The sequence below is a fragment of the Microbacterium sp. NPDC056569 genome, assembly GCF_042793475.1.
Lineage (GTDB): Bacteria > Actinomycetota > Actinomycetes > Actinomycetales > Microbacteriaceae > Microbacterium.
The window spans coordinates 196,246-220,292 of record NZ_JBHTUV010000006.1; the positions used below are offsets into that span (position 1 = coordinate 196,246).

General features: G+C 73.3%; 19 protein-coding genes. 3 read left to right on the top strand and 16 right to left on the bottom strand.

What is annotated here, in order from left to right:
* Positions 1-29 precede the first annotated feature (29 nt).
* Both galK and galT read right to left on the bottom strand, forming a co-directional pair.
* Positions 30-1,226, bottom strand: a complete 1,197-nt coding sequence (gene galK, locus ACFQ7C_RS09315) for a galactokinase (RefSeq protein WP_378899470.1) — start codon at positions 1,224-1,226, stop codon at positions 30-32.
* Complete coding sequence (gene galT / locus ACFQ7C_RS09320; protein WP_378899600.1) at positions 1,223-2,383, bottom strand: galactose-1-phosphate uridylyltransferase; 1,161 nt, start codon at positions 2,381-2,383, stop codon at positions 1,223-1,225. The genes galK and galT overlap by 4 nt, the downstream gene beginning before the upstream one ends.
* Before the next feature lie 134 nt (positions 2,384-2,517).
* Between galT and ACFQ7C_RS09325 the strand changes: the two genes are divergently transcribed.
* The gene (locus ACFQ7C_RS09325; RefSeq protein WP_378899473.1) at positions 2,518-3,522 is read left to right on the top strand and encodes a LacI family DNA-binding transcriptional regulator; all 1,005 of its coding nucleotides are present in this window, start codon (positions 2,518-2,520) and stop codon (positions 3,520-3,522) included.
* A gap of 87 nt (positions 3,523-3,609) precedes the next feature.
* Here the strand turns inward: ACFQ7C_RS09325 and galE are convergent, their stop codons facing one another.
* Complete coding sequence (gene galE, locus ACFQ7C_RS09330) at positions 3,610-4,596, bottom strand: UDP-glucose 4-epimerase GalE (protein WP_378899476.1); 987 nt, start codon at positions 4,594-4,596, stop codon at positions 3,610-3,612.
* 74 nt (positions 4,597-4,670) lie between these two features.
* Positions 4,671-5,363, bottom strand: a complete 693-nt coding sequence (locus tag ACFQ7C_RS09335) for a ThuA domain-containing protein (protein ID WP_378899479.1) — start codon at positions 5,361-5,363, stop codon at positions 4,671-4,673.
* Between the two features lie 87 nt (positions 5,364-5,450).
* Between ACFQ7C_RS09335 and ACFQ7C_RS09340 the strand changes: the two genes are divergently transcribed.
* On the top strand, positions 5,451-6,578 hold the full coding sequence (locus ACFQ7C_RS09340) for a glycerate kinase (RefSeq protein ID WP_378899482.1): 1,128 nt from the start codon (positions 5,451-5,453) through the stop codon (positions 6,576-6,578).
* 117 nt (positions 6,579-6,695) lie between these two features.
* On the opposite strand, the gene ACFQ7C_RS09345 is transcribed toward ACFQ7C_RS09340, so the two are convergent.
* From ACFQ7C_RS09345 to ACFQ7C_RS09380, 8 genes are all read right to left on the bottom strand, one after another.
* Positions 6,696-8,171: an aldehyde dehydrogenase (NADP(+)) gene (locus ACFQ7C_RS09345; protein ID WP_378899485.1), complete on the bottom strand. Its 1,476-nt coding sequence runs from the start codon at positions 8,169-8,171 to the stop codon at positions 6,696-6,698.
* A gap of 107 nt (positions 8,172-8,278) precedes the next feature.
* Positions 8,279-9,397 carry a mandelate racemase/muconate lactonizing enzyme family protein gene (locus tag ACFQ7C_RS09350; protein ID WP_378899488.1) on the bottom strand — a complete coding sequence of 373 codons (1,119 nt, stop codon included), beginning with the start codon at positions 9,395-9,397 and terminating at the stop codon, positions 8,279-8,281.
* Positions 9,394-10,293, bottom strand: a complete 900-nt coding sequence (locus ACFQ7C_RS09355) for a 5-dehydro-4-deoxyglucarate dehydratase (RefSeq protein WP_378899491.1) — start codon at positions 10,291-10,293, stop codon at positions 9,394-9,396. Before ACFQ7C_RS09355 ends, ACFQ7C_RS09350 begins: the two co-directional genes overlap by 4 nt.
* A complete protein-coding gene (locus ACFQ7C_RS09360) occupies positions 10,290-11,264 on the bottom strand; it encodes an NAD-dependent epimerase/dehydratase family protein (RefSeq protein WP_378899494.1) in 975 nt (324 codons plus the stop codon). Before ACFQ7C_RS09360 ends, ACFQ7C_RS09355 begins: the two co-directional genes overlap by 4 nt.
* A complete protein-coding gene (locus ACFQ7C_RS09365; protein ID WP_378899497.1) occupies positions 11,261-12,616 on the bottom strand; it encodes a Gfo/Idh/MocA family protein in 1,356 nt (451 codons plus the stop codon). The genes ACFQ7C_RS09360 and ACFQ7C_RS09365 overlap by 4 nt, the downstream gene beginning before the upstream one ends.
* Before the next feature lie 83 nt (positions 12,617-12,699).
* Positions 12,700-14,484, bottom strand: a complete 1,785-nt coding sequence (locus ACFQ7C_RS09370) for a CHAT domain-containing protein (RefSeq protein WP_378899500.1) — start codon at positions 14,482-14,484, stop codon at positions 12,700-12,702.
* Positions 14,485-14,527: 43 nt separating this feature from the next.
* Positions 14,528-15,541: a LacI family DNA-binding transcriptional regulator gene (locus ACFQ7C_RS09375; protein WP_378899503.1), complete on the bottom strand. Its 1,014-nt coding sequence runs from the start codon at positions 15,539-15,541 to the stop codon at positions 14,528-14,530.
* 79 nt (positions 15,542-15,620) lie between these two features.
* Positions 15,621-16,658, bottom strand: coding sequence for a LacI family DNA-binding transcriptional regulator (locus tag ACFQ7C_RS09380; RefSeq protein ID WP_378899507.1), 1,038 nt, complete (start codon positions 16,656-16,658; stop codon positions 15,621-15,623).
* Between the two features lie 107 nt (positions 16,659-16,765).
* Between ACFQ7C_RS09380 and ACFQ7C_RS09385 the strand changes: the two genes are divergently transcribed.
* Positions 16,766-19,111, top strand: coding sequence for a beta-L-arabinofuranosidase domain-containing protein (locus ACFQ7C_RS09385; RefSeq protein WP_378899510.1), 2,346 nt, complete (start codon positions 16,766-16,768; stop codon positions 19,109-19,111).
* Between the two features lie 66 nt (positions 19,112-19,177).
* Here ACFQ7C_RS09385 and ACFQ7C_RS09390 read toward each other — a convergent pair whose 3' ends face one another.
* The 4 genes from ACFQ7C_RS09390 to ACFQ7C_RS09405 all read right to left on the bottom strand — a co-directional run bounded on the left by ACFQ7C_RS09390 (position 19,178) and on the right by ACFQ7C_RS09405 (position 23,952).
* Positions 19,178-20,074, bottom strand: a complete 897-nt coding sequence (locus tag ACFQ7C_RS09390) for a sugar phosphate isomerase/epimerase family protein (RefSeq protein WP_378899512.1) — start codon at positions 20,072-20,074, stop codon at positions 19,178-19,180.
* Positions 20,071-21,288, bottom strand: coding sequence for a dihydrodipicolinate synthase family protein (locus tag ACFQ7C_RS09395; protein WP_378899515.1), 1,218 nt, complete (start codon positions 21,286-21,288; stop codon positions 20,071-20,073). The genes ACFQ7C_RS09390 and ACFQ7C_RS09395 overlap by 4 nt, the downstream gene beginning before the upstream one ends.
* 12 nt (positions 21,289-21,300) lie before the next feature.
* Positions 21,301-22,503, bottom strand: coding sequence for a Gfo/Idh/MocA family protein (locus ACFQ7C_RS09400; RefSeq protein ID WP_378899518.1), 1,203 nt, complete (start codon positions 22,501-22,503; stop codon positions 21,301-21,303).
* Positions 22,504-22,647: 144 nt separating this feature from the next.
* Positions 22,648-23,952, bottom strand: coding sequence for an alpha-galactosidase (locus ACFQ7C_RS09405; protein ID WP_378899521.1), 1,305 nt, complete (start codon positions 23,950-23,952; stop codon positions 22,648-22,650).
* Between the last annotated feature and the right edge of the window lie 95 nt (positions 23,953-24,047).

Genomic DNA, 24,047 nt, shown 5'->3' on the forward strand with positions numbered 1-24,047 from the left:
AACCTGCCCTTTCGCGATTCTGGCGGGGGTCAGTCGCGCGCGGCCCCGGCCGACGGCGTCACGGTGAAGATCGTGGGGGCGGCGAAGCCGGCGGCCGCGAAGGCGGCGGTGGCGGCATCCGTCACCGCGTCGACGAGATCGTGTGCGACCAGTGCGATCGCGGCGCCGCCGAAGCCGCCGCCGGTCATACGGGCGCCCACGGCGCCGGCCGCGAGTGCCGCCTCGACCGCGGTGTCGAGCTCGGGCACCGAGATCTCGAAGTCGTCGCGCATCGACGCGTGCGAGGCGACGAGGAGGTCGCCGATCGCGGTCGGCCCCTGCTCGCGGAGCGTCCGCACCGTGTCGAGCACGCGCTGGTTCTCGGTGACGACGTGGCGCACGCGGCGGAAGGTGACCTCGTCCACGAGCTCCGCGAGGCGCGGGAGGTCGTCGACGCTCACGTCGCGGAGCGCGGGCACGCCGAGCGCCGCGGCACCCCGCTCGCACGCGGCCCGGCGCTCGCCGTAGCCGCCGGTCGCGTGGGAGTGCTTCACGCCGGTGTCGATGACGACGAGCTCGAGGCCCGCTTCCGCGAAGCCGAGGTCGATGACCTGCGCGTCGAGGGAGCGGCAGTCCAGGAAGATGGCGGCGTCGGCGCGGCCGAGCAGCGACGCCATCTGGTCCATGATCCCGGTCGGTGCGCCGACGGCCTCGTTCTCGGCGCGACGGCCGACCTTCGCGAGTGCGACGCGGTCGAGGTCGATGCCCCACGTGTCGGCGAGGGCGACGGCGGTCGCGCCCTCGATCGCGGCCGACGACGACAGGCCCGCACCCACCGGCACGTCGGACGCGAACGCGAGGTCGACGCCGGTGACGGTGGAGGGATCGGTTCCGGATGCTGCGAGCAGCGCCCACGCGACGCCCAGGGGGTAGCGGGCCCACTCGGGGACATCGTCGCGCTGCGCGGGGAAGAGCGCGTCGAGCTCGTCGAGCGCGACCTCGACGGTCGCGTCGTCGAACGTCGAGGCGACGCGCACGCGGAAGACGCCGTCGGCGCGCGGGGCGAGGGCGACGTGGGTGCGGTGCTGGATGGCGAACGGCAGCACGAAGCCGTCGTTGTAGTCCGTGTGCTCGCCGATCAGGTTCACGCGTCCGGGCGCCGACCACGTGCCGACCGGATCTGCGCCGAAGCGGGCGGCGAACAGGGCCCGGGCGATGGCGGCGGTGCGGATGTCGGTGGCGGTCACAGGGTCTCCTCGGGGATGGATGCGACGGCGTCGCGCAGCTTCGCCGCGGCCGTCTCGGGCGGGATGTCGCCGATCCAGGCACCCATGGCGGCCTCGGATCCGGCGAGGAACTTGAGCTTGTCGGCCGCGCGGCGCGGCGACGTGAGCTGCAGGTGCAGGCGCGCGGTGTCGCGGCCGCGGTGCACCGGCGCCTGGTGCCAGGCGGCGATGTAGGGAGTGGGGGAGTCGTAGAGCGCGTCGACGCCGCGGAGCAGCCGCAGGTAGAGCGGTGCCAGCTCGTCGCGCTCGGCGTTCGTCGTCTCGGCGAAGTCCGCGACGTGGCGGTGCGGGAGCAGGTGGATCTCGATCGGCCAGCGCGCCGCGAAGGGCACGAACGCGGTCCAGTGCTCGCCTTCGAGGATCACGCGCTCGCCGGCGCGCTCGAACTCGAGGATGCGGGCGAACAGGTCGGGACCCTCGCGGTCGATCGACGCGAGCAGGCTCGTCGTGCGCGGCGTGAGGTACGGGTACGCGTAGATCTGGCCGTGCGGGTGGGGCAGCGTCACGCCGATCGCCTCGCCGCGGTTCTCGAACGGGAAGACCTGCTCGACGCCGGGCAGCGCCGACAGCGCGGCGGTGCGGTCGGCCCACGCCTCGATCACGGTGCGGGCTCGGGTGGCCGAGAGCGTGCCGAACGAGCCGGAGTGCTCCGGGCTGAAGCACACGACCTCGCAGCGGCCCACGCTCGTGCGGGTGCGGCCGAGGCCGGGGGCGACGAGGTCGTCGAGGTCGCGGGGAGCGTCGACACCGGCGGGGGCGTCGCCGTGTGCGATGGAGAGCGCGGGGCCGAACGACGGCGACTTGTTCTCGAAGACGGCCACGTCGTACAGCGACGGGATCTCCGACGGATTCGTCGGCGCCTGCGGTGCGAGCGGGTCGAGGTGCGCCGGAGGCAGGAAGGCCCGGTTCTGGCGTGCCGCGGCGATCGACACCCAGTCGCCGGTCAGCACGTCGCGGCGCATGGTCGCTGTCTCAGGCCTGGGTGCGAGCTCGCGTGCGTCGACCGCGCGGTCGGGACCGAGCGTCGTCTCAGGGTCGTCGTAGTAGATCAGCTCGCGCCCGTCCGCGAGGCGGGTCGGGCGCTTGACGACGCCGGCGCCGAGGATCTCGGCGGGCAGGTCGCGGGCGGACACCACGGTGTCGTCCTGAGGCGTGTTCACGTCAACACGGTAGCAAGTCGGCTATGTTATCGTCAACACGGATGCTGCATCCCGATGCGACGTCGACGGCATCCGGCGGATCGGGGTGAGGCATGACAGCCAGGCGCGTGTCGATGGCGGACGTCGCGGAGCGCGCGGGCGTATCAGGTCAGACCGTGTCGCGCGTCGTGAACGCGAGCCCCCGCGTCGACCCCGACACCCGCGCGCGCGTCGAGGCGGCGATGAGCGAGCTCGGCTACCGTCCGCATCGCGCGGCCCGGGCCCTGCGCACCGGCCGCACGCAGACCGTCGGACTCGTCGTGTCGACGCTCGCCTCGGTGGGCAACTCCCGCATGCTGCAGGCGGTGGCGGATGCCGCAGCCACCCGCGGCTACGCGCTCACGGTCGTGACGCTCGGCGCCGCCGGCGACGTCGCTGCGGCCTTCGAGCGGCTCGCCGAGCAGGGCGTGGACGGGGCCATCGTGCTGAACGAGGCGACCGAGCGGGTGCGGGAGACGGATGTGCGTGCCGCCGGCCTGCGGCTCGTCGTCGTCGACTCGCCCCGCGACGAGCGGTTCGGGGTGGTCGAGACGGATCACGCCGGAGGCGCGAGGACGGCGGCGGAGCACCTGCTGGCACTCGGCCACACCACCGTGCATCACCTCGCCGGGCCCGAAGGATCTTTCGCCGCTGGCGAGCGCGAACGCGGCTGGCGCGAAGCGCTGACGGCGGCCCAGGCGCCGGTGCCGGCCGTGGTGCGCGGAGACTGGACATCAGCGTCCGGCTTCGCCGCAGCATCCGTCCTTCTCGATGCCGGCGCGACCGCCGTGTTCGCCGCCAACGACCAGATGGCACTGGGCGCGCTGCGCGCCGTCGCCGAATCGGGCCGCTCGGTGCCGGCAGACGTGAGCGTGGTCGGCTTCGACGACGTCGCGGACGCCGCCGACTACCGCCCGCCGCTCACGACGGTGCACCAGGACTTCGACGCCCTCGGCGCCCGTGCGGTGGCCGCGCTCATCGACGGCATCGAGGCCGGCGCGCCCGCGGCGTTCGAGACGGTGCAGACCCGTCTCGTCGTGCGTGAGAGCACCGCGCCCGCTCCGCCCTCCGGTCGTTGAGCGAGCGAAGCGAGACGAAACGCCCCGGACCCGGCGCAGAACGCGGGTTCGAGGCGTGTCGTCTTCGGGCGCCGCAGCGCCCTCCGCTCACCGAGAGGAGCCTGCGGCCTTGCGGGCCTCCCAGCCGGTGCGGACCATCTCGTCGACGGTGTAGCGGTTCTTCCAGTCGAGATCGCGGGCGGCGAGCTCGCCCGTGGCGACGATGCGGTCGGGGTCGCCCGGCCGGCGGGGTGCGATCTCGGGCGTGAAGTCGATGCCCGTGACGCGGGCCATCGCGTCCATGATCTGGCGGACGCTCAGCCCGTTCTGCGAGCCGAGGTTGTACGCGGGCTCGATCGGGCGGTTCGCGAGCAGGCGCTGTGCGGCCGCCACGTGCGCCGCGGCGATGTCGGCGACGTGCACGTAGTCGCGCACGTTGGTCCCGTCGGGGGTGTCATAGTCGTCGCCGTTGATGCGGGGCGTGTTTCCCGCGAGCAGCGCCTCGAACACGAGCGGGAAGAGGTTGTGCGGGCTGCTGTCGTAGACCGACGGGTCGCCCGAGCCCACGACGTTGAAGTAGCGCAGCGCGGTGTAGCGGAGGGCGTGCTCCGACGCGGCCGTCGCGATCGCCTGGTCCCGGATGAGCCACTCGCCGATGAGCTTCGACTCGCCGTAGGGCGAGGCGGGGCGCTTGGGCAGGTCCTCGGTGACGAGCGGCACGTCGGGGGTGCCGTAGACGGCGGCCGACGACGAGAACACGAGGTTCGCGACACCCGCCGCCTGCATCGCGGCGAGGAGCACGCGCGTGCCCTCGACGTTCTGCGCGTAGGTGTGCAGCGGGCGCTGCACCGAGACCCCGGCGTACTTGAAGCCGGCGAGGTGGATGACGCCCACGACCTGGTGCTCGCGGAGGGTGCGCTCGACGAGGTCGGCGTCGAGGATCGAGCCCTGCACGAACGGCACGCCCTCGGGCACGAACGACCGGTGCCCGCTCGAGACGTCGTCGATGACGACGGAGGTCAGGCCCGCGTCTGCGAGCGCACGGACGATGTGGGCGCCGATGTAGCCGGCGCCTCCAGTCACGAGCCAGGACATGTCACTCCGGATTCAGGTGGGGGCGGATGCGCCGAGCGGCGCCGCATCCATTCTGCCCGGTCTGCGCACGCGGCTCAGGCGCGCGCCGCCCAGCGTGCCGCGCGCTGGAGCAGCGCGACGTGTCCCGGTGCGTCGTACGAGCGCTCGTCGTGTCCGAGCGAGCACACGACCGCACGTGTCGGCTGCTCCCGCACCCACACGGCCGGGTGCTCGTCGTCGTCGACGTCGTGCACCGCGAGCACGCGTGCGCGGTCGTCGACCACGAGGTCGCTGTAGCGCTCGTCGAAGACGTCGAGGTGCGGCATCCGTTCGCTCACGGGATGGTCGCCGTCGACGACCCGCACCCGGGCGTGGCCGATCGGCGGGTGCCATGAGACTCCGGGCCGCCATTCGCCTCCGATGGCCTCACGCCAGGCGGGGTGGTCGCGCAGGCTCGAGAGCGCGGCGTGGACGGCGACGAGCCCGATGCCGCGGGCGATCGCGGTGCGCAGGCCGGCGTCGGCGGCGGGGTCCGCGCGGTGACCGAGCTCGGTCGCGCCCTCGCGCCACGGGTCGCCGGCGTTCACCACGAGCAGGTCGAACCCGTCGAGATGCGCGAGAGCGTGGTCGACGTCGTCGTCGACCGTGACCTCCCAGCCGTCGGCGCGCAGCGCGTCGGCGATGCGGGCGGAGGTGGCGGGGAACGGATGCCACGGGTCGGCGTATCTGCCCGTGCCGGTGGCGATCACCGCGCGGGGCGGGGTGGACTCGGCTTCCGGTCGCTCCATGGATACCATGATCTGCAGGATAACGCTTTCCCGCTCGGCTTCGGGTCGGAAACGACAAGACCGCGCATGCCCGAGGAGAATGACGCCATGGCCCACACCGTCGTGATCGCCCCCGATTCGTTCAAGGGGACGATCGGCGCGGCGGCCGCCGCCGAGGCGCTCGCCGCCGGGTGGCGCCGCGAGCTTCCCGCGAGCGAGATCCGCCTGATGCCGATGGCCGACGGCGGTGAGGGCACCGTGGACGCGTTCGCGGCCGCGGTGCCGGGCGCGCGGCGCATGCCGGTGACCGTGACCGGCCCCGAGGACGAGCCCGTCGGGGCGTCCTGGGTCCTGCTGCCGCCGACACCCGACGCACCGCGCGGGACCGCCGTCGTCGAACTCGCGAACACGAGTGGCATCGAGCTGCTCGGCACCCCGCCGCGCCTGCGCGCCTTCGACGCCCACACCCGCGGCTTCGGCGAGGCGATCGCCGCCGCCCTCGGGCACGGAGTGTCACGCCTGGTGCTCGGCATCGGCTCGAGCTCGTCGACAGACGGCGGCACCGGCATGCTCACCGCCCTCGGAGCGCGATTCACGGATGCCGCGGGCCGGCCCGTTGCGGCCGGCGCACGCGGTCTCGGCCCGGTGGCCGCGGCCGACCTGTCCGGGCTCGCGCCGCTTCCGCCCGGCGGTGTGACGGTGCTCAGCGATGTGACGAATCCCCTGCTCGGCCCGCGCGGAGCCGCCGCGGTGTTCGGCCCGCAGAAGGGTGCCCTGCCGGACGACATCGCGGTGCTGGACGCCGGTCTCGCGCGGCTGGCCGGGCTGGTCGACGCCGATCCCGACGCCCCGGGGGCGGGCGCCGCCGGCGGCACCGGGTTCGGGCTGCTCGCGTGGGGCGCGCAGCTGGTGCCCGGCTCGGCGGCGGTCGCGGAGCTCGTGGGTCTCGACGCGGCGGTGGCGGCAGCATCCGTCGTCGTCACGGGCGAGGGCTCGTACGACGGTCAGTCCGCGGCGGGCAAGGTGCCCGCTCATGTCGGCGCCGTGGCGGGGGCATCGGGCGTGCCGGTGGCGCTCGTCGCGGGCCGCATCGCGGCGGACGCCGACACCTCCGGCTTCGCCGCCACGGCCTCGCTCACCGAGCTCGCGGGCTCGGGCCAGGCCGCGATGGCCGAGACCGCGCGGTGGCTCGAGGAGGCCGGCGCGCGGCTCGCCCGCGCGCTCGAGGCCCGCTGACGGCCCCCTCGCCGACGGCAGCCGCCGCCGACGGTGAATCGTTCGTTCGCCACAGATGTACGCGACACCCGCATGCGGGCGTACATCCGTGGCGCACGAACGCGGGTCGTCGGGCCGTCAGCGGCCCGTGTGGAGCACGCCGTTGCGGCGGTGCGGCAGGCGCGCCAGGGACTCGTCGCGCAGCACCTCGGGCAGCAGCGACTCGGGGGCGTCCTGGAACACGACGGGCCGCAGGAAGCGGCGGATCGCGGTCGCTCCGACTGAGGTGTGCAGCGACGTCGTCGCGGGCCACGGACCGCCGTGGTGCTGCGACCACGTCACCGCGACGCCGGTCGGCCAGCCGGCGAAGAGCACGCGTCCGGCCTTGCGGGTGAGCACCTCGAGCACGTCTGCGACATCGTCGCCGGACTCGGAGTGCAGCGTCGCGGTGAGCGAGCCCGGCACGGCCTCGAGGGCGGCGTGCAGCTCCTCGTCGGAGGAGTAGCGCACGAGGAGCGTGACGGGCCCGAAGCATTCCTCGAGCAGGGTCTCGGGGCGCGCGGCGACGGCCGCGGCATCCGCCGACAGCACGACCGGCTGCGCCGACCCGGCCTCGGCAGGAAGGCCGTGGGCGACCACCGACACCGACGGGTCGGCCTCGAGGTGCTCGATGCCCGACGGGAAGGCCGCGGTGATGCGGTCGGTGAGCAGCGGGCCGCCGGCGGCACCGGCCGCGAAGCCGGCGACGAGGTGCTCGAAGCCGGCGCCCTCGGGCACGAACACGACGCCGGGCTTGGTGCAGAACTGGCCCACGCCGAGCGTGAACGATCCGACGAGGCCCTGCGCGAGCGCCTCGCCGCGGGCTGCGACGGCGGCCGGGGTGATGACGACGGGGTTCACCGAGCCGAGCTCGCCGTAGAAGGGGATCGGGTCGGGGCGGCCGGAGGCCAGGTCGAACAGCGCGCGCCCCCCGCCGAGCGAGCCGGTGAAGCCCGCGGCCTGGATGGACGGATGCTGCACCAGCGCGTTGCCCGCCTCGCGACCTTCGACGAGGGCGAGGGAGCCCTCGGGCGCGCCGGCCTCGACGAGCGCCGCGGCGACGATGGCGGCGGTGCGCTCCGACAGGCGCGGGTGGCCCGAGTGCGCCTTCACGATGACGGGGTTGCCGGCCGCGAGGGCCGACGCGGTGTCGCCGCCGGCGACCGAGAACGCGAACGGGAAGTTCGACGCGGAGAAGACCGCGACCGGGCCCACGCCGGTGAGCATGCGGCGCAGCTCGGGGCGGGGAGGGGTCGCCGTCGGGTCGGCGTCGTCGACGGTGAGCTCGAGGTACGAGCCCTCCTCGACGACGGTCGCGAACAGGCGCAGCTGGCCGGTCGTGCGTCCGACCTCGCCGCGCAGGCGCGTCTCGCCGAGGCGGGTCTCCTCGTCGGCGATCGCGACGAGCTCGTCGATGTGCGCATCGAGCGCGTCGGCGGCCGCGCGGAGCCACGACGCGCGGGTCGCAGCATCCGTCGCCCGCCAGATCGGCGCTGCCGCGGCAGCGGCCTGCGCGAGGGCGTCGAGTTCGGTCGTGGTCGTCGTGGTCGTGGTCGTGGTCGTGGTCGTGGTCATGGGTGATCCTTCGAGCCGGAGCGAATACCGCTCACCTGTCACAACCTGCTGGTCGGCGCAGCATTTCGTGACAGGTGAGCAGGGATGGCGGGGTCATGAGGGCGAGGTCAGGAGAAGCGGATGCCGAGGCCGACGTGTGCGACCTCGGTCAGGGTGCCGTCGGCGATGCGGACGGGCGACGGGTCGCGCAGCGCACCGAGTGCGCCGAAGCCCGCGTCCTCGACGTCTTCGACGAGAGGCTCGGGCACGCCCGGCACGGAGCGCAGGCAGAGGGCGAGCTGGCCGGACAGCTCGGGCAACAGGTGCGGGTGCACGGCCGCCCCGTAGGCGCCGGCGATGCCCGTGATGCCGAGGAACGGCGTGATCCCGCCGACGCGCACGATGTTCGGCTGCACGATCTGGGCGGCACCGGTACGCAGGAAGTCGTCGAACCGGTAGACGTTGTGGAGGTTCTCGCCGACGGCGATCGGGATGCCGCTCGACGACGCCAGGCGCTTCGACAGCTCGTAGTGGCCGTACAGGTCGTCGGCGCGAAGCGGCTCCTCGATCCACGCGGGCGAGACCTCGGCGAGCACCTCGAGGTTCCGGGTCGCACGGTCGAGTTCCCACCGCTGGTTCGCGTCGATCATGAGCCGGCGGTCTGGGCCGAGCACGTCGCGCACCGCCTTCATGCGCTCGAGGTCCTCGGCGACGTCGGGCTTGCCGACCTTCACCTTCACCGCGTCGAAGCCGGCGTCGACCCAGCGTCGCACCTGGGCGACGAGCTCGTCGAGCGGGTAGTGCAGGTTCACCCCCGACCCGTAGGCCTGCACCGCGGGGCGCTGCGGGCCGAGCCACTGCGCCACCGACCGATCGTCGGCGCGCGCCGCGGCATCCCAGAGCGCGAGATCGAGCCCGGCCATCGCGATCGTCGTGATCCCGCCGCCGCCGGCCTCGTGCAGGTGCTGCCAGAGCGGCAGCCACTCCTCGCCCGGCTCGGCCGAGCGCCCGATGGCCCACGCGGCGATGTCGTGCGCGAGCAGCGCATGGACGGCCTCGGCGCCGATCTGCGGGGTCCACGAGAAGCCCCAGCCCTCGGCGCCGTCGGAGCGCACCACGTGCGTCGCGACGACGCCCACCGACGTCACGTCGGATGCCCACGGGCGCGTCAGCGGCACGCGCAGCAGGCGCGCGTCGAACGAGGCGATCGTGGTGCGGGGCGACCCGGCGGCGGTGGCGGTGGTCACAGCAGCGCTCGTCCCGCCTCGAGGATCTCGGCCAGGCGCGCCTCCTGCGCGGGGGTCGGGTCGACGAGGGGCGCGCGCACCGAGCCGACGGGCAGCCCGCCCAGACGCAGGCCGGTCTTGATGAGCGAGACGCCGAAGCCCGGAGTCTCGTCGCGCAGCTTCACGAGCGGCGAGTAGAAGCCGTCGAGCAGCGCGGCGCGTCGCGCCTCATCGCCGTCGACGTACGCACGGTAGTACGCGTTCGCGACCTCGGGAATCATGGCGAACGCCGCCGACGAGTACAGCGGGATGCCGATGCCGCGGTACGCGCCCTGCGTCAGCTCGGCCGTGAGCAGCCCGTTGAAGAACGCGAAATCCTCGCGCCCCTCGGCTGCGACGGCGCGCACGATCTGCTGCGCGAGGCCGACGTCGCCGACGCCGTCCTTGAACCCCACGACCTTGGGGTTCTGCGCGAGGCGGCGCACCGAGTCGACCGAGTACTGCGCGGTGCCGCGGTGGTAGATGACGACGGGAAGATCGGATGCTGCCGCCACCGCCTCCACGTAGGCGACGAGTCCGGCCTGCGGGCCGCCGACAAGGTACGGCGGCAGCACGAGCAGTGCGTCGGCTCCGGCGTCGGCGGCGGCGCGGGCGAGCGTCGTCGCGTGGCCGAGCGGGCCGCCGGTGCCGGCGACGACGGGCACGCGGCCGGCGACGGCCTCGGTCGCGATCTGCACGACGCGGGTCGCCTCGTCGGTGGACAGGGCGTGGAACTCGCCGGTGCCGCACGCCGGGAACACGCCGCCGGGGGCGTGGGGGAGGGTCGTGTCGAGGTGCTGTCGCAGCAGTCCTTCGTCGACGCGGCCGTCGGAGTCGAACGGGGTGACGGGGAAGAAGAGGATGCCGTCGAAGTTCACGCCAGCACGTCCTTTCGGGCGGGGTCGGGGGCAGGGGCGGAGTCGTGGCCGATCGCGGGGCCGGCGTCGGCAGCGGGCTCGCCGAGCTCGCCGCGCCACGTGTGGGCGGGCCGCCAGCCCAGCACGCGGCGGGCCTTCGCATTGGAGAACGCGGGGGCGGTGCCGGTGAGATGGGCCGCAAGCTGCTCCGAGCCCGGGACGAACCGCGGCAGCAGCTCGGCGAGCGGCCGGCGGGCGAGCGCGTCCTCGGCGCCGACGAAGAACACCTCGGCGTCGGGGATCTCGGGGAGCGCGACGAGCAGGGTGTCGATGAACGTCGCGACGTCGCGTGCATCCACGTAGTTGAAGAGGGCGGGCGCCGACAGGGCGGGGTCGGCGAGGCGCTCGCGCACCGTGTGGCCCTGCTGGGTGGGAGCGCCCTGCCACTCCTCGGGCGCGATCACGTAGCACGGCCGGAACGCGGCGAACCGGGTGGCGTCGCCGGTCTGGCGGGCCAGCATCGCGATCGTCTGCTCGGCGAGGTGCTTCGACAGCGCGTACGCGTTCCAGGGCTTGGGCGTCGTCTCCTCGTCGAGCGGGAAGCGATCGGGGAGCCAGCCGGTCGGCGAGTTGTAGCCGAGCACGGTGGGGCTCGACGCCGTCACGATCTTCGGGATGCCGGCGGCCACGCCCGCGGACATCACATTGAGCGCCATCGTGGCGTTCGTGCGAAGGATGACGTCCTCGGGCGCACTGAACGGCACGGCGATCGCGGCGAGGTGGATGAGGGCGTCGGCCCGGGTACGGGCGATCGCGCGGGTGGCGGCATCCGTGTCGGTCAGGTCCACCGCGATCTGCTCGACGGCCTCCAGCTCGGCGGCCTCGGACACCGCGCGGTCGAGCGAGACCAGCTCGTGCCCGCCTGCGGCGAGTCCGGCGACCAGACTGCGGCCCAACCGCCCGGCGCCGCCGGTGACCGCGATGCGCGTCATGACCGCACGGCCGCGGCGCTCGCCGCGTCGGCGGCGAGGAAGCGGATGCCGAGTTCGGCGACCTGCACCGGCAGGCCGGTCGCGAGCGAGCGGTTGCCGGCGATGCCGACCGCGATGGAGCGCACGCCGTCGCGCCAGTCGGCGGGGCGGGCGAGCGGGTCGTCGCCCGGTCCTTCGAAGACGTCGGCGAGCAGGAGCGCGTCGCCGCCGCCGTGGCCGTCGCTGTTGCCCTCGAGGGGCACCTCGTAGGCGGCTTCCCAGTGGCGCTGCACGAGGAGCCGCTCGCCCTCGGGGCGGAGGGACCCGGTGGTGCCGGCGTCGCTGGCGGACGGGTCGAGCACCGGGTGCAGTCCCTCGTCGGCGAGCACGGCGCCGCGCTCGACGACCTCGAGCTCGGCGCGGCCCAGGGTTCCGTTGACCGCGACGCGGTAGCCCTCCCACGGGGAGTGGGCGTTGAGGGAGTAGCTCAGGGTCGCACCGGACGCGTAGTCGACGACGAGCGCGAGGTTGTCCTCGATGGTGATGCCCCCGCCGAACACGTCCCGGTCGCGCAGATAGCCGTCGTGCTGCTCGGCATCGAGGTACAGGGCCTTCAAACGCTCGTCGTCGCGCAGGTCGAGCTCGAACGCATCGCCGCCGTCGTGGGTGCCGCGGGCCGGGCGCTCGCCCAGGCCGCGCGCGGCGGCGTTGTCGGCGCCGTAGAAGCGCAGCGCGCCGGACGCGTACACGCGGCGGGGGACGGAGCGGATCCACCAGTTCACGAGATCGAAGTGGTGACTGGCCTTGTGCACGAGCAGGCCGCCGGAGTGCTCCTTCTCGCGGTGCCAGCGGCGGAAGTAGTCGGCGCCGTGCTTGGTGTCGAGCACCCACGAGAAGTCGACGGAGGTGACCTCGCCGATCGTGCCGTCCTGGATGACCTGGCGCAGGGCCGAGTTGCGCGGCGAGTAGCGGTAGTTGAAGGTGATGACGACCTCGCGGCCGGTGCGGTCGATCGCGTCCTCGATGGCCGCCGCGGAGGGCCCGTCGATGGTCAGCGGCTTCTCGACCACGACGTCGGCGCCGGCATCCAGCGCGCGCACGATCAGCGGCGCGTGCAGGTCGTCGCGGGCGCAGATCACGACGCGGTCGACCTGCTGCTCGCGGACCATCGTCTCGAGATCGTCGGGCCCGTAGACCGCGGGAGCGGGGAAACCCGCCTCGACCACGCGGTCGACGTAGTACTGCGCGCGCACCGGGTTCGGCTCGCAGATGGCAACCAGGGCGGCGTCGTCGGAGTAGCGCCCGATGATCGCGTCGACGTACATCTGGGCGCGGTGTCCCGCACCGACGAGGGCATACCGGCGGTGACTCATCTCACTCCTTCAGGAAACGTTTTCTCAGGATAGCACGCGAGAAATGGGAAAGCGCTCGCCGCGGGCGGATCCCGGAGCGTGGACTACTGGTTCAGCGTCACAAAAGCCCCGAATTCGCCGCTGTTGTCCGCAAGGTCGGTGTCGTTGACCCCCAGCAGAAGACCGCCCTGCGCCGGACACGGATACGTCGTTCCGGTGCCGACGGGGAAGATCTCCGGCGTGGTGTCGAGCTTCCCGATGACCGCCCCGGTGTTCGCGCCGGCGATCACCCGGTCTTCCGGCCTCTCGCCCGACGTCAGGCCCTCGGGACCGATCTGCGAATCCGCCGTCTCGTCGAGCCAGCCGCGTCCGCTCACCTCGATGACGAACTCGTCGCCGAGGGTGCAGTACAGCCCGACGTCGACCCAGTCCAGGTTGAGCGGGACCGCGAGCTCCGCCGTGCTCCCTTGGTCGTCGGACCCGCCGGTGCCGTCGCCGAACAGCGTCGGGCCCAGCCATGCCGCCACGGCGATGCCTGCCCCGATCGCCAGCGCCCCTGCCGCGCCGGCGATGATCCACGCTCGCCGTCGCGATGATCGCGAGGCGGCATCTCCGTCGGGGGAGGCCTCGGCGTGCGCCGGCGCGACCACGTCGACCGGCGCGGCAGCGGCGACCGGCGCGGCAGCGGCGACCTCGGGGTGATCCTGCTCCTGGGCGGCGTCCGGCCGCCCGTCGCCCGCGTGAGGGGGTTCGGGCGGGTGTGCCGCCGGCTCACGGGGTGCCGGCACCGGTCCGAGGTCGAACAGATGCGCGTCACCGCGCAGGTAGAGCACCGGCGTGACCCACTCGAGGGTGCCGCGACCTGCGCCGAGGATGCCGATCCGGCCGCTGCGCACGGCCTCGTCGATTCCCCGGTTGCGGGCCAGCGCCGTGTAGAACCCGCGCGAGAACGCCAGGGCGGCGGTGTCGCTGATCGAGAACTGCATGGCGGCCACGGCGCGGATGCCGCTGCGCGCGAGCGCTGCGGCGGTGCCGGAGAACAGGTCGGTCGGTCCGCCGGCGCCCGACTGGCACGAGTTGAGCACCACGAGACGCGGGGTCGGCTCGGCCTCGTCGAGCAGATCGGCGAGCGCCGAGGCGGTCACGTGGTCGGCACGGCCGTCGCGACCCACGAACGCCAGCACGCCCTCATCGGTCGAGGTGTCGTAGGCGCCGTGGCCGATGAAGTGCAGCACGTGCCAGGAACCCTCGAGCAGCTTGGCGTGCAGGCCGTCCCAGGTGAGGTCATCGAGCCAGCTCAGCTCGACCCGCCCCGCGTCGATGTGGGGGCCGAGCGCCTGTTCGAGCCGATCGCGCTCCTGCTCGACATCGAGCAGCGGAAGGCCGCGCGGCGACGAGATCATGCCGAGCACCCGCAGCGGCGGCGTGATCTGAAGGACCGGGGTGTGCGCGGCGGGAACGTTCCGCACCAGAGGCTCCTTGCGGCAGAGGTACCGCTCGGTGTCGGCGTCGTAGAGCGCCTCCCACGGCAGGGCGGCGAGCCCCGGCGCGGTGAGCCGCAGTGAGACCTGCACGCTGAGGCCGCGCTCCGAGGCGACGGCGATGCTGGTGCGGTAGGCCGTGCCGACGCTTCCCGTGAACGCCGCGTCGAACAGGCGCCGCCCGACGTCCTGCAGGACCGCTTCGGCATCCGACATCACGCGGCGGGCCGACACCGCCGACGACAGCACGCTCGCTTCGAGCAGGGGGCGGCGATCCACGAGTTCGTCGAGATCGAGGCGGAAGGTCTCGCTCGGCTCGCCCCCTCCCACCGAGCGCAGCACGCGCGCGACGTACGAGCCCGGCTCGGGTCCGGACCCGATCTCCAGCTCCAGCACTGCGGGGTCCATTTGCGCTCATTGTCCCGCCGCGCTCACCGCTGCAACAGTGGGTTCAGGCGGGGGCGGGGCCCGTCGTGCCGCGCACGGTCAGCTCGGGCAGCACGGTGAGCGGGGCGCCGGGCTCCGCGCCCTCGAGCAGTTCGCGCATGCGCGCCCATGCCTGGATCCCAAGCTCCGTCGCGGGCACGGCGGCGGTCGTGAGCGGGGGAGTCGTGTACTGGGCGAAGGGGATGTCGTCGAACCCCACGATGGAGAGGTCGTCGGGAACGCGGGATCCGCTCGCCTGCACGGCGCTCAGGAGTCCCGTCGCGACCAGGTCGTTGAAGGCGAGCGCAGCCGTCGCTCCGGAGGCGAGCACCGCGGCACCCGCGGCCGCACCCGCCTCGAAGTCGACGCCGCACGGGATCTCGGTGACCTCCGTGTCGGGGTGCTCGGCGACGAACGACGCGATCGCCTGGAGTCGCGCCGTGTTCGCGACGCTGCCCGGGGCTCCCGCGAGGAAGACGACGCGCCGGTGACCGAGTTCGTGCAGGTGCGCGAGCTCGGCGGCGAGAGCGGTCCGGTAGTCCGCGCGCACGTGCGGCACGCCGCCCGAGGCCCGGTTGATGAGCACCACCGGTCGGAGCCCGCCGACCAGGCGGTCGAGCTCGTCCTGCGGCAGGCGCGGCGCGCAGAGGATCACGCCGTCCGTGCGGCGGCGCGTCGTCCCGGCCAGCACGCGCTCCTCCTCGACCGACTCCGCCGAGTCGGCGACCAGCACGTGGTAGTCGTCGGCGGCGGCGGCGTGACTGAGCCCGCGCAGGATCGCCTGGAAGGTGGGGTTGCCGAGGTCGGGCACCACGACCGCGACGGTCTGGGTGCGACCGAGCACGAGGCTGCGCGCCACGGGGCTCGCGGTGTAGTCGAGTTCGGCCGCGGCATCCTTCACCCGCTCGGCGAGGACCGGGTCGACCGTGGGATTGCCGTTCAGCGCGCGCGACACGGTCGACAGCGACACTCCCGCCCGCGCGGCGACGTCGGCGATCGTCACGCGCGTCGCGCGGTCGGCGCGGGGCGGTCGAGGCATCCGTGTCTCCCTGGGTCTCGGCGCGCTCAGCCTACCCGGAAGCGTTTCCCGACCCGCGCACCGCGGCCCGGCGCGGGTGTCACGCCCGCGGCGGTGTGCTGCCGCGCACGATCACCTCGAGCGGGAGCTGCGGCTCGGCGGCATCCCATTCCGGGTCGGTGGCGGCGTGCAGCGCGCGGTAGCCCAGATCCTCCAGGGGGACGCGCACCGTCGTCAGACCGGGACGGATGTCGCGGCCCGTGGCGATGTCGTCGAAGCCGGCGACCGCGATGTCGGCGCCGACCTGGCGTCCGGCGTCGCGGACGGCGGACATGATGCCGATCGCGACGACGTCGCTGATGCCGAAGATGAGGGTGCCCGCCGGCACGTCGCCGCCCTCGAGCAGCTCGGATGCGGCCGCGTAGCCGGCATCGCGCGTGAAGCCGGCGCGGCGCACCTCGCGCACGCTGCCGCCCGCACCGGTGAATCCCTCGGTGAACCCGTCCACACGGTCGTCGGACGTTCGGATGCCCTCGGATGCTGCGAGCACGATCGCGTCGCGATAACCCAGGCCCGCGAGCTGTGCGCCGAGTGCCGCCGCGCCACCGCGGTTGTCGACCGCCACCGAGCGGGCTGTGCCCCCGCCGGGACCGACGACCACGACGCGGCCGCCCATGTTCGAGAACGCCTCGAGCTCGCCCTCCAGGCCGACGGCGTCCGGGCCTTCGACCCTCGATGCCGCGAGGATGAGGCCGCGGGGCCGTTGTCCGCGGAGGGCCCGCACCAGTTTGACCTCGCGCTGCGGATCGCGCTCGGTGATCGCGATCGTGACGACGAGGCCCGCCTCGTCGGCGCCGCGCGCGACGCCGGAGGCGAGCTGACCGAAATAGGGGTCGGCGATGTCGGCGACCAGGAGGGCGACGATGGCGGCGGTGCCTCGCGCGGTCGCCTGGGCGGAGAGATTGGCCGTGTAGCCGAGCTTCTCGGCGGCGGTCTCGACGCGCTCGCGGTAGCTCTCGGCCACCTTCCGCGTCGAGCCGTTGAGCACCCGCGACGCGGTCGCGAGCGAGACGCCTGCCTCGCGCGCGACATCGTGAAGGGTGGCGGCGCCTCGGGTAGGCGCGATCATGTCGCTCACAGCCGAGATTCTAGAGCCTGTGTCCGGTTCCGGCGATAGATTGGGAAGCGATTTCCGCACCGTTTTCCCCAGTTGGGGGGCGACACGCGCCCACACGAAGGAGCTCCATGCCTCCGATCGCCGAGCCGTGCTCCGCGCCGTCCGCCGAGCTGCGCTTCGCATCCGCAGCCGACGTGCGCCTGGCCGGCACCGACCTCGATGCGCAGCGCACCGTTTCCGCGTCGCTCCAGCGCCTCGATCCCGAGCGGCTGCTCGCGCCGTTCCGCCGCGAAGCGGGGCTCGCCCCGATCGCGCAGAGCTACGGCGGGTGGGAGTCCGACGGCCTCGGCGGGCACACCGCCGGGCACGTGCTGTCGGCGGCGAGCACGCTGGCCGCGGCCGGGGACGCGGCGGCCGCGGACCTCGCGCGGACGCTGGTGCGCAGCATCCGTGACTGTCAGCTCGCCCGGGGGACGGGCTACGTCGGCGGCGTGCCCGACGGCGAGGCCCTGTGGGACGAACTGCGCGCCGGGCGTGTCGAGGCGGGCGCTTTCCACCTCAACGGCCGGTGGGTGCCGCTGTACAACCTGCACAAGATCCTCGCGGGGCTCGTCGACGCCGTCGAGCTGACCGGCGACCCGACCGCGCGCGAGACGCTCGAGCACCTCGGCGCATGGTGGCTGGGCACCGCAGGCGACCTCGACGACGAGGCGTTCGAGCGCATCCTCGCGTGCGAGTTCGGCGGCATGACCGAGGCGTTCGCGCGACTCGCGCTGTTGCTGCAGGACGCCGCCTACCTCCGCCTCGCGCGCCGGTTCGCGCGCCGGGAGCTCGTCGAGCCGCTCGCCGCGGGCCGCGACGAGCTCGACGGACTGCACGCGAACACGCAGATCCCGGTGGTCGTCGGCTTCGCGACGATCGAGCGGGCGGCCCGCGCGCTCGCGCCCGAGCTGCTGCCCGACATCGAGGAGCGGGAGGGCGCGGCGGCGCGCTTCTTCTTCGACCGCGTGGCGCGCCACCGCAGCACCGCGATCGGCGGCGACAGCGTGCGCGAGCACTTCCCGCAGGGCTTCGCCGGCATGTTCACCGCGCGCGAAGGCCCCGAGACGTGCAATACGCACAACATGGTCAAGCTCGCCGCCGAGCTCCACCTGCTCACGGGCGACGACGACTATCTCCTGTGGGCCGAGCGGGCGCGGGCCAACCACCTGCGCTCGGCGCAGCACCCCGAACACGGCGGCCTCGTCTACTTCACGCCGCAGCGCCCGGCCCACTACCGGGTCTTCTCGCCGGAGGCCGAGGGGTTCTGGTGCTGCATGGGCTCGGGCTTCGAGGCGCAGTCGCGTCACGGCGCTCTCGTGTTCTCGTTCGCCGGCGTCGGCGTCGGCGCCGACGCCGGGGCCGACGTGAACGTGAACGCCCTCGTGCCGTCACGGCTCGAGGCCGACGGGCTCGAGGTCGCGATCGAGGTCGACGACCTCTCCGATCCCGCCGTCGTGCACGCGGCGCTCGAGGTGCACGCCGAGCGCCCGACGCGCCTCGCCGTGCTCGTTCCCGACTGGGCCGGCGATGTCGGCATCCGGACCGATGGCGCCGCGACGACGGATGCTGCGACCGCCGCGACGGGGACGCGCCTGCGCATCGACCTCGGCGCCGGGGCGTCGGTGGTGCGCCTCGCGCTGCCGCGCCGGCTCCGGTTCGAGCGCCCGACCGACGGCTCGGACTGGGCGTGGATCGTCGACGGACCCGACGTGCTGGCGCTGCGCGTGCCCGACGACACGGTCGCGTACCGCGGGTCGGGCGCCCGCATGGGGCACATCGCCGTCGGCGCGCTGCGCCCGCTCGCCGAGACGCCGGTGCTCGCCGCCGACGCGCTCGCACACGGCGTGCGACTCGGGGACGCCCGCCTGCGCGTGCCCACCGCCGACGGCGGCAGCGTCGACCTCGAGCCCTTCGCCGGCATCCATGACGCGCGCTACACGCTGTCGTGGCCGCTCGCCGAGGGGACCGATGCCGGGTCCGTCACCGCCCGGCGCGCAGCGCTCGAGCGGATCGACGCCGCGTCGCTCGGCCTCGAGGCGCGGACGCGCGACCTCGTGACGTTCGGTGAACAGCAGCCGGAGTCGGACCACGGACTGACCGCGTCCGACGAGGAGATCGGCGTCGAGGTCGATGCCCGCTGGCGTCGCACGCGGGGCGTGATCACCCTGACGCTCCGCGACTGGAGCGGCACCGCCGACGCACTGCGCCTGTCGTGGCTCGCGCCGGACGAGCACGCTCATGTCCGCGTGACGGTGGGGGAAGCCGTCGTGATCGACGAGCCCGTGCCGGCCGGTGCGGACGCGCTCATGCGTGAGGTGCCGCTCGGCACCGCGACAGGCGCGGTGGAGCTGCCGGTGCGCATCGAGGCGCAGGGGACGGCGACCCCGCGCCTGCGGGAGCTGCGGCTGCTGTCCGCGGCCTCCGACCGCTGACAGGAGCGGACGACGAAGCGCCCGCGGGGGCCAAGAACCCGCGGGCGCTTCGAGACGACGGGCGCGTCAGTTCGCGACGCGAGCCCGCAGGTGGGGTGAGACGGATGCCGCGAACCCGGCTGCCGTGCGCTGCACGGCGACGAGCGGGTCGGTGGCCCAGATCTCCTCGTTGAAGATCTCGACCTCGATGTCGCGGTCGTAGCCGGTCGCCTCGACGGCGTCGGTCAGCGACGCGAAGTCGATGACGCCGTCGCCCGGGTAGTGACGGCTGAGGAGCACGTCGGCGGGCAGCGGCGTCTTCCAGTCGCACACCTGGTACGTGGCGATGCGGCCTTCGCGGCCCGCGCGCTCGATCGAGGCGAGCACGTCGGGGTCCCACCAGATGTGGAACGTGTCGACGGTCGCGCCGACGACGGCCGGGTCGAAGTCCGCGGCGATGTCGAGCGCCTGGCCGAGCGTCGAGACGACGCAGCGGTCGGAGGCGTACATCGGATGCAGCGGCTCGATGGCGAGCGTCACGCCCGCGGCCGCGGCATCCGGAGCAAGCTCGCCGATGGCGTCGCGCACGCGCTCGCGCGCGCCCACGAGGTCGCGCGACCCCTCGGGCAGCCCGCCCGCGACGAGCACGAGGATCGCGGTCGACCCCTCGGCGCCTGCGGCGGCGAGCGTCGCCGCCTCTTCGATCGCGACGCGGTTGTCGTCGATCGAGGCGCGGCGCGCGGGGCCCTCGGGCATCGTGAAGAAGCCCGAGCGGCAGTGCGTGGTGAAGCGCAGACCGGAGTCCGTCAGCATCGAGGCCGCGGTGGCGAGGCCGACCTCCTGCACGGGCTCGCGCCACAGGCCGATCGCCTGCACGCCCGCCTCGGCGGTCACGCGGAGCGCCGTCGCCAGGTCGGCGTACTTGATCGTGGCCTGGTTGATCGACAGCCGAGGGTCGACGGTGCCGTGGGACGAGAAGCTCATGAGATGACTCCCGGGACGTCGATGCCGTTGTGGCGCAGCATCCCGTGCCAGCGGATGGCCGCCAGCTCGGGCTTCTCGAGCGCGAGCGACGAGTTCGCGAGCTCGACGATGCGCGACAGGTGCGGGAGGCTCCGGGCGGAGTGCAGGCCGCCGACCATCTGGAAGGCCGGCTGGTGGCCGTTCAGCCACGACAGGAACGCGACGCCGGTCTTGTAGTAGAACGTCGGCGCGGCGAACACCTGGCGGCTGAGCTCCTCGGTCGGGCCGAGGATCTCGAGGTACCGGGCGGGGTCGCCGGCGTCGAGCGCCTGGATCGCCGCGGAGGCGACCGGCGTGATCGCGGCGAAGGCGCCCAGCAGCGCGTCGGAGTGCTGCCGCGGGCTCTCGGGGTCGCGCTCGGGCTGCGTCGCATCCGGCACGTCCTGCCCGCCGATGAGGCCGACGTAGTTGAAGTCGTCGCCGGTGAACATGCGCACGCCGTCGGGAAGGCGCTCGCGCACCGACACCTCGGAGGCGGCATCGAGCAGGCTCATCTTGACGCCCGCGACCCTGTCGGCGTTCTCCTCGATGATCTCGAGCAGCACCGCCGATGCCTCGCGCCAGTCGGAGGAGCCGAAGTAGCCCTCGAGCACCGGGTCGAACGCCGTGCCCAGCCAGTGGAGCACCACGGGCACGGTCGCCGACTGCAGCACCTCGCGGTACACGTGGCGGTAGTCGTCGGCCGACTCCGCGACGCGCGCCAGGTGGCGCGACGCCATGAGCACCGGGCCTGCGCCCTGCTCCTCCGTGAAGTGGAGCTGCTCCTTGTAGGCGTCGGTGACCTCCTGCAGCGAGATGCGCTCGGCCTCGACGTGGTCGGTGTTGACCCCGACCACGACCGAGCCGCCCTCTTCGCGGGCGACCTCAGCCGAACGCGCGATGAGGTCGCGCGTCGCGGCGGCGTCGAGCCCCATGTTGCGCTGGGCGGTGTCCATGGCGTCGGCGACGCCCAGGCCCCACGAGTACACGGCGCGGCGGAAGTCCAGCGTCGCGTCCCAGTCGACCTCGGCCGGCTGTCCGGGGGTGTTGTCGGCCCAGGTCTTCGGCACGACGTGGGCGGCGGCGTACGCCACGCGGCTGCGGAGCGGGCCCTCGGGCCTGATGTAGCCCGGGGACTCGTTCAGCTCGACCGCCGAGAAGACCCCGGCGTCGGAGAGAAGGGTGAGCTTCGGCATCCGTGCTCCCGATCAGTCCAGCGACAGCGTCGGCAGCTCGACCTTGCGGCCCTCGCGGCTCGACTGCAAGCCGGCCTCGGCGAGCAGCACACCGCGCGCGCCCGACAGCAGGTCGAACTCGTAGTCGGTGCCCTCGACGTACGAGACGAGGAACTCCTCCCACTGCTGGCGGAAGCCGTTCTGGAACACGTCGTTGGTGGGGACCTCGGCCCAGTCGGCGTCGTAGTCGTGGTCGTCGGCCAGGTCGGGGTTCCACACCGGCTTGGGGGTCGCGTTGCGGTGCTGGATCTTCGCACCGAACAGTCCCACGACGGCGGAGCCGTGCGTGCCGTCGACGTGGAACTCGACGAGCTCGTCGCGGTTCACGCGCACCGTCCACGACGAGTTGATCTGCGCGACGATGTCGCCCTCGAGCTCGAAGATGCCGTACGCGGCATCCTCGGCCGTGGCGGTGTAGTGCTCGCCCTTCTCGTCCCAGCGGTCCTGGATGTGCACGGCGGCCTGCGCGTAGACGGTCTTGACCTCGCCGAACAGGTTCTCGAGCACGTAGTTCCAGTGCGGGAACATGTCGACGATGATGCCGCCGCCGTCCTCGGCACGGTAGTTCCACGACGGGCGCTGCGCGGGCTGCCAGTCGCCCTCGAACACCCAGTACCCGAACTCGCCCCGCACCGAGAGGATGCGGCCGAAGAAGCCCGAGTCGATGAGGCGCTTGAGCTTCTGCAGGCCGGGCAGGTACAGCTTGTCGTGCACGACGCCGGTCTTGACGCCGGCCTCGTCGGCGAGCTTGGCGAGCTCGAGGGCCTCGGCGACGGTCTCGGCCGTGGGCTTCTCGGTGTAGATGGTCTTGCCGGCGGCGATCGCCTTGCGCAGGGCCGAGGCGCGCGCCTTGGTCACGAGGAAGTCGGCGTAGATCTCCCACCGCGGGTCGGCGAGGGCGGCGTCGAGGTCGGTCGTGTAGTCCTCGATGCCGTGCTTGGCGGCGAGCTCGGCGAGCTTCGCCTCGCTGCGGCCCACGAGCAGCGGCTTGACGGTGACCTTGGTGCCGTCGGGCAGCTCGATGCCGCCCTGCTCGCGGATCGCGAGGATCGAGCGCACCAGGTGCTGGCGGTAGCCCATGCGTCCCGAGACGCCGTTCATGATGATGCCGATCTCACGCACGGTGGGACGGCCGGAGGCCTCGGCCGGGGCCGGGGCGAGAGTCGTGTCGGTCACGGGGTCCTGCTTTCTGCTCTGAAGGCTTGTGGGTACCCGGCCCCAGCAACGGGACTGGAGTGTCGGGTAAACGCTTTCCAATAGTGTGCCACGCGATCGGATGGTGCGCAAGCGCTTTCCCAGCAGCATCCGATCACCGTCCGCTCAGGCGCGCAAGAGCCTGCACCCGTGCGGCTCGAGCGAAAGCCGCACGACCGAGCTGCCGGGCGCGACGCTGCGCGCAGCATCCGACTGCTCGTGAACGGCTTCGACGGAAACGGATGCCCCGTCCCACACGTCCACGACGGCGGCCGGCGCGGGTCCCAGCCCGAGCGAGCGGGTGTCGAACGGCACCTCGCGCGCTTCGTCCGCGGTGTTGAAGACGGCGACCCAGCGCATGTCGCCCCGCTCGGCGGCCCAGACCACGAGGTCGCGCTCGCGGAGCAGCTCGCGGTTGCCGGCGGAGTCGCGCAGGATCTCGAGCACGTCGTCGTTCGTGAACAGCGCGATCGTCTCGGGAGCGCTCTTCGGCAGGTCCCCGCCGATCATGAGCGGCGAGCGGGCCATGACCCACAGCGTGACGAGAGACCTGCGCTCGGGGAGTGTGAGCGCGCCCTCGCGCTGCTCGCCGCGCTCGGCGCGGATGCCGATGCGGCCGAGAGGCAGCATGTCGGCGTCGGGCCAGCCGTCGGGCCCCGCGAACGGAGCCCAGCGCGCGAGGCGCGCGAAGTTGGGCTCGACGTCTTCCCAGCGGTCCCACACGTCGTCGCACACGCGCCACATCGTCGCGTGCGCGCGGAGGTGGTCCAGGTGCGCGGCCGACAGGTCGCGACCGGGCGACAGCGACAGCGCGATGTCGCGGTCGGCGCGGTCGACGGCCCGCGAGTACGCCTCGATGTCGGGCACCTGGTAGGGCCACAGCATGTCGTCGGCCTTGACGAAGTCGACACCCCATTCGGCGTACTGCGCGACGCACGAGTCGTAGTACGCCTGGGCGGCCGGGTTCGCGTGGTCGAGACCCACGTAGTGCGGGTTCCACTCGCACACGTTCGCGGGGTCGGCGACCTGGGCGGCCGTGGCATCCGTCCCGAGAATCTCGGTGTCGGCGGCGACCGCGACCCTCGGGATGCCGCGCATCACGTGGATGCCGAGTTTCAGCCCGAGGTCGTGCAGGCGCGCGGCGAGCGGACCGAACCCGGCGCCGTCGGCGGAGCTCGGGAAGCGCGCGGGATCGGGCTGGAGGCGCCCGAACCCGTCGATCGTCAGGGCTGCAGCATCCGTGTAGCCGTGCGATCTGGCCTGCGGATCCGACCAGTCGGCGTCGATCACGATCGTGTCCCACCCGTGCGGCAGCAGGTGCTCGGCCATGAACCGGGCGTTCGCGAGCACCTCGGCCTCGGTGATCGTGGTGCCGTAGCTGTCCCAGCTGTTCCAGCCCATGGGCGGGGTCGGGGTCTTGCGCAGCGTCATCGCCGTCTCGTCTTCCTGTCGTCGTCGATAGGTCGGAAAGGTGCGGGGAGCGGAGGAGAGACGCCCGGCCGAAGGCCCCGCCGGGCGTATCGCCT

Bases quoted from the DNA above. Each gene is read 5' to 3' on its own strand.
- ACFQ7C_RS09325 (WP_378899473.1), top strand. From the start codon at position 2,518: ATGACAGCCAGGCGCGTGTCGATGGCGGACGTCGCGGAGCGCGCGGGC.
- galE (WP_378899476.1), bottom strand. From the start codon at position 4,596: ATGTCCTGGCTCGTGACTGGAGGCGCCGGCTACATCGGCGCCCACATC.
- ACFQ7C_RS09335 (WP_378899479.1), bottom strand. From the start codon at position 5,363: ATGGAGCGACCGGAAGCCGAGTCCACCCCGCCCCGCGCGGTGATCGCC.
- ACFQ7C_RS09340 (WP_378899482.1), top strand. From the start codon at position 5,451: ATGGCCCACACCGTCGTGATCGCCCCCGATTCGTTCAAGGGGACGATC.
- ACFQ7C_RS09345 (WP_378899485.1), bottom strand. From the start codon at position 8,171: ATGACCACGACCACGACCACGACCACGACCACGACGACCACGACCGAA.
- ACFQ7C_RS09360 (WP_378899494.1), bottom strand. From the start codon at position 11,264: ATGACGCGCATCGCGGTCACCGGCGGCGCCGGGCGGTTGGGCCGCAGT.
- ACFQ7C_RS09365 (WP_378899497.1), bottom strand. From the start codon at position 12,616: ATGAGTCACCGCCGGTATGCCCTCGTCGGTGCGGGACACCGCGCCCAG.
- ACFQ7C_RS09370 (WP_378899500.1), bottom strand. From the start codon at position 14,484: ATGGACCCCGCAGTGCTGGAGCTGGAGATCGGGTCCGGACCCGAGCCG.
- ACFQ7C_RS09375 (WP_378899503.1), bottom strand. From the start codon at position 15,541: ATGCCTCGACCGCCCCGCGCCGACCGCGCGACGCGCGTGACGATCGCC.
- ACFQ7C_RS09385 (WP_378899510.1), top strand. From the start codon at position 16,766: ATGCCTCCGATCGCCGAGCCGTGCTCCGCGCCGTCCGCCGAGCTGCGC.
- ACFQ7C_RS09390 (WP_378899512.1), bottom strand. From the start codon at position 20,074: ATGAGCTTCTCGTCCCACGGCACCGTCGACCCTCGGCTGTCGATCAAC.
- ACFQ7C_RS09395 (WP_378899515.1), bottom strand. From the start codon at position 21,288: ATGCCGAAGCTCACCCTTCTCTCCGACGCCGGGGTCTTCTCGGCGGTC.
- ACFQ7C_RS09405 (WP_378899521.1), bottom strand. From the start codon at position 23,952: ATGACGCTGCGCAAGACCCCGACCCCGCCCATGGGCTGGAACAGCTGG.